The following is a 12,601-nucleotide window of genomic DNA, read 5'->3' as shown; positions in this document are numbered from 1 at the left end:
AAGCCTCTCAGACTAAGACGCCCTGTCTTTTTCTTCTTAAAAAAGGATCTCCCCTGATTTTTTCTGCGCATCAGGCTATGATAAAAGGGAGATGACCAACATTAGCCAAAATACACAAATTCAAGACCAAATCCCCTCCTCTGGGCGATGCCTCCTGCCACAATGGGGATTGATATTGGTAGAGGGGCCCGATGCCGCAAGCTTCTTGCAGAATCAACTCACGAATTCAGTTTTAGGGCTGCGTCGCACCATTTCGCCCCAAATCGCAGAAACCTATGCAGCCACCAGACTGGTTGGATATTGCAGTCCCAAAGGAAGACTACTCGCAAGTGCGTGGATCACCTTGGCTCCAGTAAGTGAATCATCAGATGATCGCTTTGCTTTGTTTATCTCTAAAGATATTGCAGCAAGTATTGCCAAACGAATAGCGATGTTTGTCTTGCGATCTAAGGTCAAGGTAAGGGATGTGTCTGATCAAATGACCATCTCAGGATATTTTTCTGCAAACAGTGATATTACAAAATTTGAAATAAATAATTCTGCGATTGGATTGCGCTTACCTGATGTATTGGTAAACAGCCAATCTTTTGGTCGCATCTTGGTTGCTCAAGAGAACGTAATGCCCACTGAAGATCACTCATTGATCAATACATGGAATGATTTAGAAGTCCTCAGCGCCATTCCTCGAATCGTGCTGGCAACGCAAGAACAGTTTGTTCCGCAAATGATAAATTTTGAATCTGTTGCTGGAGTTGATTTCAAAAAAGGATGTTATCCAGGCCAAGAAATTGTCGCTCGCAGTCAATATCGCGGCGTGATTAAAAGACGCCTTTTTTTGGCTCATACCGATAGCGCTGCTGATCAAGGCGCCTTTGGTCCAGGAACCGAGTTATTTCATAGCCTAGACCCAAGTCAGCCAGCTGGAATGGTGGTTTTATCGGCCCCATGCACTCAAGAGTTGAATCGGCTGGACTTACAGGTTGAGTGCAAACTGGAGGCACTTGAACAGGGTGAAATTCGCCTAGGAAGTGCTCAAGGACCTGTGTTAAAAATAGATACATTGCCCTACCCTTTAATCGAAATCTAAATATAGGCTGACCAGCTTCCTTTATGTGCCTCATTCTCTTCGCTTGGAATTCGCATCCAGACTATTCCTTAGTCGTTGCGGCTAATCGCGATGAGTTTTATGAGCGTGATACCGAAGGTCTCGCTTATTGGCCAGAGCACCCCCATGTCTTAGCTGGCAGAGATCGCGCAGATGTTTTGGGTAGTCCTGGCACTTGGTTAGGCTTTACTAAAACAGGAAAGTTTGCCGCCCTTACAAACGTTCGCGCTCCAAGCGAAAAAAATCCTGACGCCAGAACTCGTGGTGAATTGTCTTTGTTGTATTTAACAAGCCAAGATAAGCCCGCTTCATTTGTAGAAGTAAACTCGAAGCGCTTCTCTCACTACAACGGCTTTAATTTGTTAATGGCGGACCTCAGCGATCCCGCAAATGCAGAAATGCATTGGGTGAGCAATCGAATCTTGATGGGTCAAAACATCCGCCCCCGCAAAGTGTTTCCAAATCAGCCCCTATCACCAGGAGTGTATGGGCTATCCAATGCCATGCTAGATACCCCCTGGCCCAAGGTAAATCATCGCGTGGCGGCCTTTGCACAAGTATTGGCAATGGATCATGGGCAACTGAAGAGCGCGGACCAATATCTCAAAGTTTTGGCCGATACCCACCATGCGAGCGATCATGAATTACCAAGTACTGGTGTCAGTAAAGAATGGGAAAAAGCGCTCTCCCCTGCTTTTATTAAGACCCCCTCTTACGGTACCCGCTCCAGCACAGTGCTCAGAGTGCGTAAAGATGGTCAGTTTGAAATGGTGGAGCGACGCTTTGATGCAGGTGGTACTGTTGGACACGACGTCATTACTGGTGCTCTAAGTACTGCGCCTGGATCAAACCTGTCGGTTTAAAACAGTTATTCTCAGTTAGTCCGAACGAAGGTCTTCGTTCACGACGCGTTCACCTTTTGTATCACGGGTCGGTAGGCGCTTAATGAACTGAAAGGTTCCTGTCGCCATGCAACATATTTCACCTTGATCGTTATAGAGCTTGGCTTCACAAAATGCCATCGTCGCTGTTCTGCGGACAGTATCCGCCTTCACGCGCAATACGCCATTAGCAGCCTGCATAAAGTTGTTTTTTAATTCAATCGTGACTACGCTGCGGTCACTGGGATCACCAGAACGAGCGGCTACAGCCATTGCTACGTCCATCAAAGTCAACAAAACACCGCCATGTGCAACCGCCCAAGTATTGGTATGTTCAGGCTTGATTGCGAGAAGAATTTCCCCTTTACCCATTTCGGCGCTCAGGAAGCGAACGCCTAAGAGTTTTAGAAAAGGAACATTTAATTCCTCACCTAAATTAGCCAGTTGAGTTTGAGGATTAATTTGGACTTGTTTGTTCATAAGTTGATTTTAGAGGCTTCAGCACCATTTTGGGAATACACCTAGAATAGCCTGATGGCCTTTACCTTAAGCGGCGATGACGCCTGTCAGATAACTCATCCCAGTCCAATTCCTAATCCTTATTGGGTGGCATTTTCTCCTGCTGCTGCAAAGCTCATTGGATTAGAGCTCAATAATGCTGGATTGCCATCCGACTCTTCATGGTTAGAAGTCTTGGCGGGAAATTCCTTGGCTACCACTTATCAGCAATTCCCCAGGCCAATTTCCACTGCATACAGCGGCCATCAATTTGGTGTGTGGGCAGGTCAATTAGGTGATGGCAGAGCCATTCTGCTTGGTGAGATGAATGGTCAAGAGCTGCAATTAAAAGGTGCAGGAAAAACGATGTATTCCCGCATGGGTGATGGTCGTGCCGTCCTGCGCTCTTCCATACGAGAGTTCTTATGCAGTGAAGCAATGCACGCATTGGGTATTCCAACGACACGAGCACTCGCCATTGTTGGCTCCGAGCTTCCCGTTAGGCGAGAAACTATGGAAACTGCCGCTGTTTGTACACGCCTAGCGCCTAGTTTTTTACGCATTGGTCACTTTGAACATTACGCCTCCTTGCAAAATGTTGTTCGTCTCAAGGAGCTGGCGGACTTATTAATCAAGGATCATTACCCAGAGTGCCAGACTAATACTGAGCCCTATTTAGAATTATTCAAACGCATTTGTGAGCGCAATGCCATGTTAGTAGCTCAATGGCAAGCCGTTGGCTTTTGTCATGGAGTTCTCAATAGCGACAATATCAGCGCATTGGGTTTAACGATGGACTATGGTCCCTTTGGATTCTTAGACCAGTTTGAGATTGACCATATTTGCAATCACAGCGATCAAGGCGGTCGATATGCATATCATCGCCAGCCACAAATCATGCACTGGAATATGGCTTGTCTTGCCAGTGGCTTTTTGCCACTATTAGAGCCAACCCATGATGAGCAGAAAGCACAGTCGTTATTGCGCGAAGTATTAGAGACTTTTCCAGTGACCTATGCCCAAGCATGGCAATCTCTTTTTAGGCAAAAGCTAGGTTTTACAACCGAACAAGAAGGTGATATTCGATTGATTGAGCGCTTATTGCAAGCAATGCACGATTCTAAGGTCGATTTCACCTACTTTTTTAGACAACTGAGCGGTGTCCGCCAAGATCAAGTTGTTCAGCAGATTAGTCTGCGAGATCATTTTGTGGACCGTAATGGGATTGATCAATGGTTCACAGACTACCTCACTCGGCTTAAAGCAGAGTCTAGCCAAGATCATCCCAGGAAAATAGCCATGGACTTGATTAATCCTAAATACATTTTGCGCAATCATTTAGCACAAGTTGCCATTGACAAAGCCAAGCATCATGATTTTTCAGAAATTACCACTCTTCTTGAAATACTAAGTAAGCCCTATGATGAGCAATCAGCACATGAGCGATATGCAATGCCTCCTCCACCAGATTTAGAAAAGGTAGAGGTCAGTTGCTCTTCTTGAGGGTTGAGTCAAAATATATACCGTGGAGTAAATATGAAAAAAACAGATCAAGAATACAAACAAATACTCACTGATATTGAATACCGCGTAACTCGAGAAGCAGCAACTGAACGCCCTTTTACCGGTAAGTTCTGGGATCACTGGGATAAAGGCCGGTACTCTTGCGTTTGCTGCGGAACCCCCCTTTTCTTATCTGAGACCAAATTCGATGCGGGCTGTGGTTGGCCAAGTTATAACGCCCCAGAAAATGAGTCCACTATCAAAGAAATTAAAGATACTTCACATGGAATGATTCGTACTGAAGTGCGCTGCGCCAATTGCGATGCTCACTTAGGTCATGTATTTGATGATGGACCAATGCCAACTGGATTGCGCTACTGCATCAACTCTGCCTCACTGAGCTTTGAGCCTAGTAGCAATGCCCAGCTAAACCAAAAGGATTGATTGACACTAGCTGTTCCCATGAGAAATAGTTGGATAATCCGCTTATGAAATTTTTATTTGATCTCTTCCCCATCATCCTGTTCTTTATTGCCTTCAAGCTTGGCGATATCTACACGGCGACTATCGTAGCTATGGTTGCGACTATTGGCCAAATCTTATGGGTGTATTACCGTCACCGCAAGATTGATGCCATGCAATGGGTGAGTCTAGTGATGATCGTGGTCTTCGGAAGCCTTACTATCTTCTTGCATGACAAAACATTTATTCAGTTAAAGCCAACCGCACTTTACTGGCTTTTCTCTGGTGCTCTAGTTATCAGCGCGCAGTTTTTTAATAAAAACTGGATTCAGGTTCTAATGGGCAAACAAGTTACCCTCAAAGCTGAGCATTCACACTCTGTGTGGCGTCAGCTCAATCTTGCTTGGTCTGGATTCTTTTTCTTCATGGGCGCCCTCAATCTTTATATCGCCTTCGAGTATTCTGAAGAGACCTGGGTCAACTTCAAGCTCTTCGGTAGCACAGGATTGTTGATTGCATTTGTGATCATTCAAGGTATTTGGTTGTCTAGGCACATGGAGCATCCGCAGGAATGAGCATCAATCAAGAGCGTATTGCGCTATTTCAAGAAGACTTGGCCAAGGCCTTTGCCATCAAAAAACTCTTGATTGAGGATGAAAGCCACCTTCACGCCGGTCATGCGGGCGCAGCAAGTGGTGGCGGCCACTTTAAGTTGAGCATTGTTGCCCCGGAGTTTGAGGGGATGAACTCTGTAGCCCGTCATCGAGCAATTTATGCTGCTCTAAACCGCCATATTCCTAAAGAAATTCATGCTTTAACGATTTCCGCCCTAACCCCCGAGGAGGCCGGCTTATAGCCTGCTTTACACTCTAGATGTTCATTACTTTTAATCGATTGTCATCATGTTAAAAACCCGTCTTCTTATTTCCGTGAGCGTTGCTGCTACTCTCATTTCAGCGCCATGCTTTGCACAAAACGCAGTGATTGTGAATGGCAAAGCCATTCCTAAAACACAACTGGATAAGCTCGTTCAAAAATCAGGTCAGCCTGATAACCCTCAAGTGCGGGATCAAGCTCGCGAGATGCTTGTTACTAAAGAACTGATCCTTCAAGAAGCCGATAAGCGTGGCGTGATTCAAAAAGAATCTGTACGTGAACAGTTAGAGCAATCCCGTGTGGGCATTTTGGTCGCCGCTGTTTTTGAAGATTATGTTGAAAAAGAAGGCGTTACTGAAGCCGAGCTAAAAGCAGCCTATGAGTCTGTTAAAGCCCAATACACCGGCAAGGAATACCATGTTGAGCATATTCTGGTTGAGAAGGAGGCTGATGCTAAAGCTATCATTGCTCAATTGAAGGCTGGTGGTAATTTTGAAGAGATTGCTAAAGCCAAATCCAAAGATCCCGGCTCTGCCCCAAGCGGTGGTGACTTGGGCTGGGTCACTGAAAAGTCGTTGGTGCCTGAGTTTTCTAAGGCGATGGTGCAACTCAAGCCAGGTCAAGTCACTGATAAACCGGTGAAGTCTCAGTTTGGTTGGCATGTTATCAAGATGATAGATTCTCGTGATATGAAAGCGCCTAGCTTTGAAGAGCTTAAAGCCCAACTAAAACAAATGATTGCTTCTGATCAAAATTGGCAAAAGGCAAAGTTTTCAGAGATGATGCAAAAGTTGCGCGCTAAAGCAAAAATTCAGTAATCGTAGTGAATTAATCTTTTCTGGCTGGGTAGCGGCGAGGCCTCATCTTTTGAATCGCCATACCTGCCAGTCCGCAAGCAAATGCGGACATCACAAAAACATCTCTTGGTTGCGATAGATCCCAGATCCAACCAGCACATAAACCACCAATAGTTCCGCCTAAGCCATAAGACACTGTGGCCATGATGGCTTGCCCCCTCGCCTGCAGGGGCCCAGTAAACCAACGTTGCAATAATTTAGTGGCTGCACTGTGATGCGCGGCAAACGTTGCGGCGTGCATGAGTTGCGCCACAATCAATACAGATGTAATCGGTAAGAATGCAATCAAAATAAACCGAATCACGCCGATGCCAAAGGCGCCTTGTAGCACTACTTCGGCATCTAATCGGCTTAGCACTTTATTTTGGAAGTAAAAGAACAGAACTTCCGCAGCTACTCCTAGAGCCCAAAAGAGTCCGATCTGAAACTTGTTATAGCCCAGGTCAGCCAAATAGAGTGAATAGAACACATATAAGGAGGCATGCGCAAAGATCATGAAAAAGCCAGATACTAAAAACCAACGCACATCTGGATTGAATAGGACAACAAGTAATTCGCCCTTAACCATTTTGCGTCGTTCCATCCTTGGCTCATGCAAGCAAAAAGTAATCAGGGCCAATGCTGATAAAACAACCACGCCTACATAGGGATAAAGCTCAATTCCTTTGCGCTGAAATAGTTCACCAGCAACTAGCACCATCGTAATAAAGCCTATAGAACCCCATAGCCTTAAGCGACCGTAGCGTTTATCAAAAGAATTATCCTTGTATAAGGCATGGATAGTTGCAGTCTCGCCTAGAGGCATTTGACTACTCAGGATGGTGTGCAATACAAACATCCAAATGAAAAAGCTGATGTAGCTATGCAAGAAGAAGATGCATAAAAATACTAATGCAGCTAGGCAAGCGCACACCCTGATGATGCCAATGCGGTTAGATAAATAGTCTGATAACCAACCCCAGCTAAAGGGTCCGACAATGCGGGTAATTTGCAGCATGGACATGAGTACTGCAATCTCAATGACATTAAAGCCGCGTTCTAAAAAGAACAGACTTGCGTATGGAGAAACTAAGCCAACATATGCAAAATATAAAAAGAAAAAGGACCCGAAGGCCCAGCGAAGCACAGGCGTCATCTAGATCTTCTAATTAGTCGCGTTTTGAACCTGGACGAGCTGCTGGAATTGGCGCAACGTCCACTTTCACATCGGCACATTGTGCTCGGTGGCGCAGTGCATGATCCATCAACACCAAAGCCAACATTGCCTCTGCAATTGGAGTTGCACGAATACCAACACAAGGATCGTGGCGACCCTTGGTTTGTACGGTAATCGGCTTGCCATCAAGATCAATTGATTGCTTCGGACTCATGATGCTGGACGTAGGCTTGATTGCAATGGAAACACGAAGATCTTGACCAGTACTAATGCCACCCAGAGTGCCACCAGCATTATTTGTTGCAAAGCCATCCGAAAAAAGCTCATCACCATGCTCACTGCCACGTTGAGCAACGGATTTAAAGCCAGCGCCAATCTCAACACCTTTAACCGCGTTAATACCCATCATGGCATGCGCAATATCTGCATCTAACTTGTCAAATAGCGGCTCGCCAAGACCAATCGGAACATTACGTGCGCGAACTTCAATCTTAGCGCCACAAGAATCCCCTGCTTTACGCAGTTCATCCATATAACTTTCTAATTGCGGAATGATTTGCGCATTCGCCGCAAAGAATGGATTTTGTTCAATCTGAGATGCATCCACAAATGGAATCTCAATTTCACCAAGCTGGCTCATATAGCCATAAAACTCAGTGCCATATTGTTGATTGAGCCATTTTTTGGCGATAGCTGCTGCAGCCACAACCGGTGCGGTTAGGCGTGCAGAAGAACGACCACCACCACGAGGATCACGCAAACCATATTTATGGTGATAAGCGTAATCCGCATGACCAGGGCGGAAAGTTTGGAGAATATCACCGTAGTCTTGGCTACGTTGATCAGTATTGCGAATTAACAGACCAATTGGCGCACCAGTAGTCTTGCCCTCAAAAACGCCGGACAAAATCTCAACTTTGTCTTCTTCTTTGCGTTGGGTAACGTGACGAGAGGTACCTGGTTTACGACGATCCAGGTCAGTTTGTAGGTCAGCTTCACTGAGGAGCATGCCTGGAGGGCAGCCATCGACCACAGCTCCGATTGCCGGACCATGAGATTCACCAAAAGTGGTAACAGTAAAAAGAAGGCCTAAAGTATTTCCTGACATATCGACATTATGTCATTTGTCAGGAATATTGGGCTAGAAACGCTTAATTTGCAGTCTTTTCTGCATCTTCAGGCCAATCTCGAATGTAGGCCTTGAGCATGGTGTTCTCAAAATCTTGTGCTTCAACAACGGATTTAGCAACGTCGTAAAAAGAGATCACGCCCATCAACATCTTTTGATCAACAACTGGGAGATAGCGAGCGTGGTCGACGAGCATCATGCGACGCACTTCATCAATTTCAGTTTCCATATTGCATGTAAGTGGTTTTTGGTTCATCACAGAGCGAACTTGCAAGCCATCCAATTTTCCATGGTGCTTAGCTAATGCGGAAATCACCTCGCGGAAAGTGAGAATGCCAACGAGCTTGTCGTATTCCATTACCACCAGAGAACCAATGTCATGTTCGCTCATCACTAATACGGCAGTCTGCAATGCAGTCTCAGGGGCAACCGTAAATAATGTGCTGCCCTTCACGCGCAAAATGTCACGAACTTTCATTTGGTCTCCAAAGCAATGAATTTATAGCTTCAATATAGACCCAAGCAACCCTTGAATCAAGGGTTTAGAGGCAGGTTTTAGTAACGAATAACCCTAATGACGCCACTTCTAATGCTGGGAAGGTTGGCCACAAGGACTGCTCCTGCCAAGGTAATCCACCACGTAAGGTAGATCCATAAAAGGGCTAAGGGGAAAATAGCAAAGGCACCGTAAACGGTCTTGTAGAAGGCGGTGTGGGTTAGAAAGATCGCGTAGCCAAACTTCATCAGCTCGAAACTCATGGCTGCAAAGAACGCACCAAAAAAAGCATCCTTCCATAGAATTTGTGAATACGGCAGGATTTTGTAAACGACGGTATAGACAACAATAGCCAGCAAGATTGGCGCAACTGTTGCAATCACACTAAATCCAAAGGAAATGGCTTCGGTCCATCCTTCTGAAGCGCTGAACAGTACGCCACTAAGATAAATTCCTATACCCAGCAGAATTGGCCCCAAGATCGTTGCCGAACCATAGATTGCAATCTTTTTATGTAGAGGCCTTCTTTCTTGCACTTTAAAAATTTGATTGAAAGCACCCTCAATCACAGCCAAGGTCATGACGGCAGTAACAAACAAACCAGCCAAACCTAAAAGGGTTAATCCTCTGGCTTGAGCAGAAAATTGATCTAAATAAATAAAAACTTGCTGGTTGATGCCCCCAGGCATATAGGTCTCTAAAAGCCATGTTTTGAAGGCGTTCTTCACCTGAATGACTCTGGGTAGGTAACCTATTAAGATAGTTGCAATGGTGACCATCGGAACTAGCGACAAAATCGTCGTGTACGCCAAGCTGGCTGCTATTTGGTTCAGTTTTTGGTCACGATTGCCCTCCCAGATCTCTTTAGCCAGAGAGAGCCATAATTGGGGGTTACGAAATAAGCGCATCGCCTTATCATAAGAGAAGAATATGAGCCAACACGATATTTTAGTTTTGTACTACTCCCGTTATGGTGCAACCAGGGATTTGGCTCGCCTGATTGCCGAGGGGATTGAGAGTGTTTCAGGAGTCAATGCCCGTCTCAGAACTGTTCCTGCAGTATCTACGGTCTGTGAATCTAGCGAACCAGCGGTTCCTGCTGAAGGCGCCCCGTATGTTGAGTATTCTGATCTACAGGAATGCATCGGCTTGGCATTAGGCTCCCCCACTCGGTTTGGCAATATGGCCGCTCCAATGAAATATTTTTGGGACGGCAGTTCATCTCAATGGTTAAGTGGCGCCTTGATCGGCAAACCTGCATGCGTATTTACCAGTACGGGCAGCATGCATGGCGGTCAAGAAAGTACCCTGCTTACCATGATGATTCCATTACTTCATCACGGCATGATGATTATTGGTTTGCCTTATAGCGAGCCTGATTTAATGTCATCTGCTACTGGTGGTAGCCCTTATGGTGTCACCCATCTTGCTCATGCCGATGGGCGAGCCTCCATTAGCGCAGAAGAGCAACGCTTAGCAAAGGCCCAAGGTAAACGCTTGGCAGAAACCGCTCTCAAGCTGATGAAAGCGTAAACAATATGTACCAAAAGATTCTAGAAAAAAATCCTTATCAACTGCTGGTAACAGCGGCTTTTATTGATCTTTTTATACTCTGTATTGCTTGGGAATGGTTTATCTCACCACTGCGTCCTGGCGGTTCATGGCTAATTCTGAAGGGCGTGCCTTTGTTGTTTGCTATTCCAGGCATCTGGAAAGGCAAGGTCTACACCATGCAGTGGGCTTCGATGCTGATATTGCTTTATATCACCGAAGGCCTAGTACGCATTTTAGAAACCGGTGCTAACTTTTGGATGGCGCTGCTGGAGACGATTTTGGCAACAATCGGTTTTATTTGCTTATTGATTTATCTCAAGCCGATTAAAAAAGAAGCTAAAGCCTTGGCTAAGCAAAAGCTACAAGCTGATTAGTAATGCAAATTTTTCTAGAGCAACTACATCAAGTTCTTGATCAGAAATACATTCTGACTGAGGATCAAGATAAGAACCCTTACCTTACTGATTGGCGCAAGCGCTATACCGGTAAAGCACTAGCGGTTGTCTTGCCAAGAACAGCTCAAGAAGTAGCCCAGATAATTAGACTATGTGCGATCAATCAAGTTGCAGTAGTTCCTCAAGGTGGCCATACCGGATTTTGTGGTGGCGCCACGCCTGACTCCAGCGGGAAGCAGATTGTTCTCAATCTCAAGCGGATGAATACCATCCGTGAAATTGATGTTGCCAACCAAACCATCACTGTTGAAGCCGGTTGCATTTTGCAAGCCATCCAAGAAAAAGCTGCTGCACAAGACTTCTTATTTCCATTAAGTCTTGGTGCTGAGGGTAGCTGCATGATCGGTGGTAACTTGGCTACCAATGCTGGGGGAACCAATGTATTGCGCTATGGCAATACCCGCGATCTCTGTCTTGGGCTGGAGGTGGTAACAGCCAAAGGCGAGATTTGGAATGGTTTAAAGGGTCTACGTAAGGACAATACTGGGTACGACTTACGCGACCTTTTTATTGGCTCTGAGGGCACCCTAGGAATCATTACGGCTGCCGTCATGAAGCTATATCCACTACCGATTTCTCAATGGACTACCTTAGTCGCTGCAGACAGCGTAGTCTCAACCATTACGCTACTAAACTTATTTCAGAAGCGCGCCACTTCATTGCTCACAGGCTTTGAGATGATGACTCAAGAATCCTTGGATCTCAATGAAAAGCATTTCCCGCAGATGGCGAATCCCTTAAAAGGTAATCCGCCCTACACCGTCTTGATTGAATTATCCGATCATGAAAGTGAAGCGCACGTGAGACAACTTCTAGAAACAATTCTGGAGGAGGCATTTGAAGCGAGCTTGATTACGGATGCGGTGATTGCCAATAATCTAGCTCAAGCGAATACTTTTTGGCATATGCGTGAGCACATTACCCTCGCGCAGGCTGAGGAAGGCGCCAACCTCAAACATGACATCACTATCCCTCTTTCAGCCCTAGAGAGCTTCATCGAGGAAACTGATGCCTTAGTAAGGGCTAAATTTCCCGGCGTTCGAATCATCAATTTTGGCCACTTAGGTGATGGCAACCTGCACTACAACATTGCCCCTCCTATAGGTGTCGACCATAAAGCTTTTAACCTGACAAACGAAAAGCCTATTCATGAACTGGTTTATGCCCAGGTTGAACGTTGCCAAGGTTCTATTTCTGCTGAACACGGCGTTGGACAGCTTAAATTGGAGGGTTTAAGAGCGCACAAGGGTGAAGTTGCCCATGAGCTCATGAAAACCTTAAAAAGGGCTCTAGACCCCCAAAATATCCTCAATCCCCACAAAGTGGTCTCGATTTAGGAAATTTCATATTTTTTCCTCTTTTTAGAAAAATTTTAGTTATTCCTGTCATCTCGAGCTCTTTGTGAGGCGTTGTATGCCCATGGAGGTGACAAATATGTCAACAAGACTCAAACGTTGGGCCCGTGCAATTCAACAGATCGACTTGTCCAAAAGGACGCCTGAAGTCGCTATTGGCTACCTAGATAGCAAATACCGCGATATTGCTTGGCGCTATATCCGCATTCTTGGTTTTGAGCGCACCATCAGCTTTATGGCAAGCAACAACTTCCATCCAGAATAAACTTTTACA

At 45.6% G+C, this 12,601-nt stretch carries 16 protein-coding genes; 11 read left to right on the top strand and 5 right to left on the bottom strand.

Going from position 1 to position 12,601, the window contains the following annotated elements; all coding sequences use genetic code 11:
- Positions 1-91: 91 nt before the first annotated feature.
- A complete protein-coding gene (ygfZ, locus tag A8O14_RS05190) occupies positions 92-1,087 on the top strand; it encodes a CAF17-like 4Fe-4S cluster assembly/insertion protein YgfZ (protein ID WP_082913105.1) in 996 nt (331 codons plus the stop codon).
- Between the two features lie 23 nt (positions 1,088-1,110).
- Entirely contained in the window at positions 1,111-1,968 is an 858-nt protein-coding gene (locus A8O14_RS05185) for an NRDE family protein (protein WP_068948550.1), read from the top strand.
- A gap of 15 nt (positions 1,969-1,983) precedes the next feature.
- On the opposite strand, the gene A8O14_RS05180 is transcribed toward A8O14_RS05185, so the two are convergent.
- Positions 1,984-2,466 carry a PaaI family thioesterase gene (locus tag A8O14_RS05180; RefSeq protein ID WP_068948549.1) on the bottom strand — a complete coding sequence of 161 codons (483 nt, stop codon included), beginning with the start codon at positions 2,464-2,466 and terminating at the stop codon, positions 1,984-1,986.
- A 54-nt stretch (positions 2,467-2,520) separates the two neighbouring features.
- Here A8O14_RS05180 and A8O14_RS05175 point away from each other — a divergent pair, with 54 nt between their 5' ends.
- The 5 genes from A8O14_RS05175 to A8O14_RS05155 are packed head-to-tail and all read left to right on the top strand — an operon-like array spanning position 2,521 to position 6,143.
- A complete protein-coding gene (locus A8O14_RS05175) occupies positions 2,521-3,987 on the top strand; it encodes a protein adenylyltransferase SelO (RefSeq protein ID WP_068948548.1) in 1,467 nt (488 codons plus the stop codon).
- A gap of 33 nt (positions 3,988-4,020) precedes the next feature.
- Positions 4,021-4,431: a peptide-methionine (R)-S-oxide reductase MsrB gene (gene msrB / locus A8O14_RS05170; RefSeq protein WP_068948547.1), complete on the top strand. Its 411-nt coding sequence runs from the start codon at positions 4,021-4,023 to the stop codon at positions 4,429-4,431.
- Between the two features lie 44 nt (positions 4,432-4,475).
- The gene (locus tag A8O14_RS05165) at positions 4,476-5,024 is read left to right on the top strand and encodes a septation protein A (RefSeq protein WP_068948546.1); all 549 of its coding nucleotides are present in this window, start codon (positions 4,476-4,478) and stop codon (positions 5,022-5,024) included.
- Positions 5,021-5,305, top strand: a complete 285-nt coding sequence (locus A8O14_RS05160) for a BolA family protein (RefSeq protein WP_068948545.1) — start codon at positions 5,021-5,023, stop codon at positions 5,303-5,305. Before A8O14_RS05165 ends, A8O14_RS05160 begins: the two co-directional genes overlap by 4 nt.
- Before the next feature lie 46 nt (positions 5,306-5,351).
- Positions 5,352-6,143, top strand: a complete 792-nt coding sequence (locus tag A8O14_RS05155; protein ID WP_068948544.1) for a peptidylprolyl isomerase — start codon at positions 5,352-5,354, stop codon at positions 6,141-6,143.
- A 10-nt stretch (positions 6,144-6,153) separates the two neighbouring features.
- On the opposite strand, the gene A8O14_RS05150 is transcribed toward A8O14_RS05155, so the two are convergent.
- From A8O14_RS05150 to A8O14_RS05135, 4 genes are all read right to left on the bottom strand, one after another.
- Complete coding sequence (locus tag A8O14_RS05150; RefSeq protein ID WP_068948543.1) at positions 6,154-7,317, bottom strand: MFS transporter; 1,164 nt, start codon at positions 7,315-7,317, stop codon at positions 6,154-6,156.
- Between the two features lie 13 nt (positions 7,318-7,330).
- Positions 7,331-8,446 (bottom strand): chorismate synthase, encoded by a 1,116-nt coding sequence (gene aroC, locus A8O14_RS05145; RefSeq protein ID WP_068948542.1) that lies wholly within the window; start codon positions 8,444-8,446, stop codon positions 7,331-7,333.
- Between the two features lie 43 nt (positions 8,447-8,489).
- A complete protein-coding gene (locus A8O14_RS05140; protein WP_068948541.1) occupies positions 8,490-8,945 on the bottom strand; it encodes a CBS domain-containing protein in 456 nt (151 codons plus the stop codon).
- 77 nt (positions 8,946-9,022) lie between these two features.
- Positions 9,023-9,871, bottom strand: a complete 849-nt coding sequence (locus tag A8O14_RS05135; protein ID WP_068948540.1) for a YhjD/YihY/BrkB family envelope integrity protein — start codon at positions 9,869-9,871, stop codon at positions 9,023-9,025.
- A 22-nt stretch (positions 9,872-9,893) separates the two neighbouring features.
- On the opposite strand from A8O14_RS05135, the gene wrbA reads away from it, so the two are divergent.
- The 4 genes from wrbA (at position 9,894) to A8O14_RS05115 (ending at position 12,592) form a co-directional block, all read left to right on the top strand.
- Positions 9,894-10,496 (top strand): NAD(P)H:quinone oxidoreductase, encoded by a 603-nt coding sequence (gene wrbA / locus A8O14_RS05130; protein ID WP_068948539.1) that lies wholly within the window; start codon positions 9,894-9,896, stop codon positions 10,494-10,496.
- 5 nt (positions 10,497-10,501) lie between these two features.
- The gene (locus A8O14_RS05125) at positions 10,502-10,891 is read left to right on the top strand and encodes a DUF2069 domain-containing protein (RefSeq protein WP_068948538.1); all 390 of its coding nucleotides are present in this window, start codon (positions 10,502-10,504) and stop codon (positions 10,889-10,891) included.
- A gap of 2 nt (positions 10,892-10,893) precedes the next feature.
- Positions 10,894-12,309, top strand: coding sequence for an FAD-binding oxidoreductase (locus A8O14_RS05120; RefSeq protein WP_068948537.1), 1,416 nt, complete (start codon positions 10,894-10,896; stop codon positions 12,307-12,309).
- Positions 12,310-12,406: 97 nt separating this feature from the next.
- A complete protein-coding gene (locus A8O14_RS05115) occupies positions 12,407-12,592 on the top strand; it encodes a hypothetical protein (protein ID WP_015420997.1) in 186 nt (61 codons plus the stop codon).
- The last annotated feature ends 9 nt before the right edge of the window (positions 12,593-12,601 follow it).

Origin of the sequence: Polynucleobacter wuianus, assembly GCF_001659725.1 — a bacterium.
Classification (GTDB): domain Bacteria; phylum Pseudomonadota; class Gammaproteobacteria; order Burkholderiales; family Burkholderiaceae; genus Polynucleobacter; species Polynucleobacter wuianus.
Note: the sequence above shows the minus strand (reverse complement) of the source record. Positions and strands in the feature narration are given on the sequence as shown.

Coding starts and splice junctions, on each gene's coding strand:
- ygfZ (WP_082913105.1), top strand. CDS start 92: ATGACCAACATTAGCCAAAATACACAAATTCAAGACCAAATCCCCTCC.
- A8O14_RS05185 (WP_068948550.1), top strand. CDS start 1,111: ATGTGCCTCATTCTCTTCGCTTGGAATTCGCATCCAGACTATTCCTTA.
- A8O14_RS05180 (WP_068948549.1), bottom strand. CDS start 2,466: ATGAACAAACAAGTCCAAATTAATCCTCAAACTCAACTGGCTAATTTA.
- A8O14_RS05175 (WP_068948548.1), top strand. CDS start 2,521: ATGGCCTTTACCTTAAGCGGCGATGACGCCTGTCAGATAACTCATCCC.
- msrB (WP_068948547.1), top strand. CDS start 4,021: ATGAAAAAAACAGATCAAGAATACAAACAAATACTCACTGATATTGAA.
- A8O14_RS05165 (WP_068948546.1), top strand. CDS start 4,476: ATGAAATTTTTATTTGATCTCTTCCCCATCATCCTGTTCTTTATTGCC.
- A8O14_RS05160 (WP_068948545.1), top strand. CDS start 5,021: ATGAGCATCAATCAAGAGCGTATTGCGCTATTTCAAGAAGACTTGGCC.
- A8O14_RS05155 (WP_068948544.1), top strand. CDS start 5,352: ATGTTAAAAACCCGTCTTCTTATTTCCGTGAGCGTTGCTGCTACTCTC.
- A8O14_RS05150 (WP_068948543.1), bottom strand. CDS start 7,317: ATGACGCCTGTGCTTCGCTGGGCCTTCGGGTCCTTTTTCTTTTTATAT.
- aroC (WP_068948542.1), bottom strand. CDS start 8,446: ATGTCAGGAAATACTTTAGGCCTTCTTTTTACTGTTACCACTTTTGGT.
- A8O14_RS05140 (WP_068948541.1), bottom strand. CDS start 8,945: ATGAAAGTTCGTGACATTTTGCGCGTGAAGGGCAGCACATTATTTACG.
- A8O14_RS05135 (WP_068948540.1), bottom strand. CDS start 9,871: ATGCGCTTATTTCGTAACCCCCAATTATGGCTCTCTCTGGCTAAAGAG.
- wrbA (WP_068948539.1), top strand. CDS start 9,894: ATGAGCCAACACGATATTTTAGTTTTGTACTACTCCCGTTATGGTGCA.
- A8O14_RS05125 (WP_068948538.1), top strand. CDS start 10,502: ATGTACCAAAAGATTCTAGAAAAAAATCCTTATCAACTGCTGGTAACA.
- A8O14_RS05120 (WP_068948537.1), top strand. CDS start 10,894: ATGCAAATTTTTCTAGAGCAACTACATCAAGTTCTTGATCAGAAATAC.
- A8O14_RS05115 (WP_015420997.1), top strand. CDS start 12,407: ATGTCAACAAGACTCAAACGTTGGGCCCGTGCAATTCAACAGATCGAC.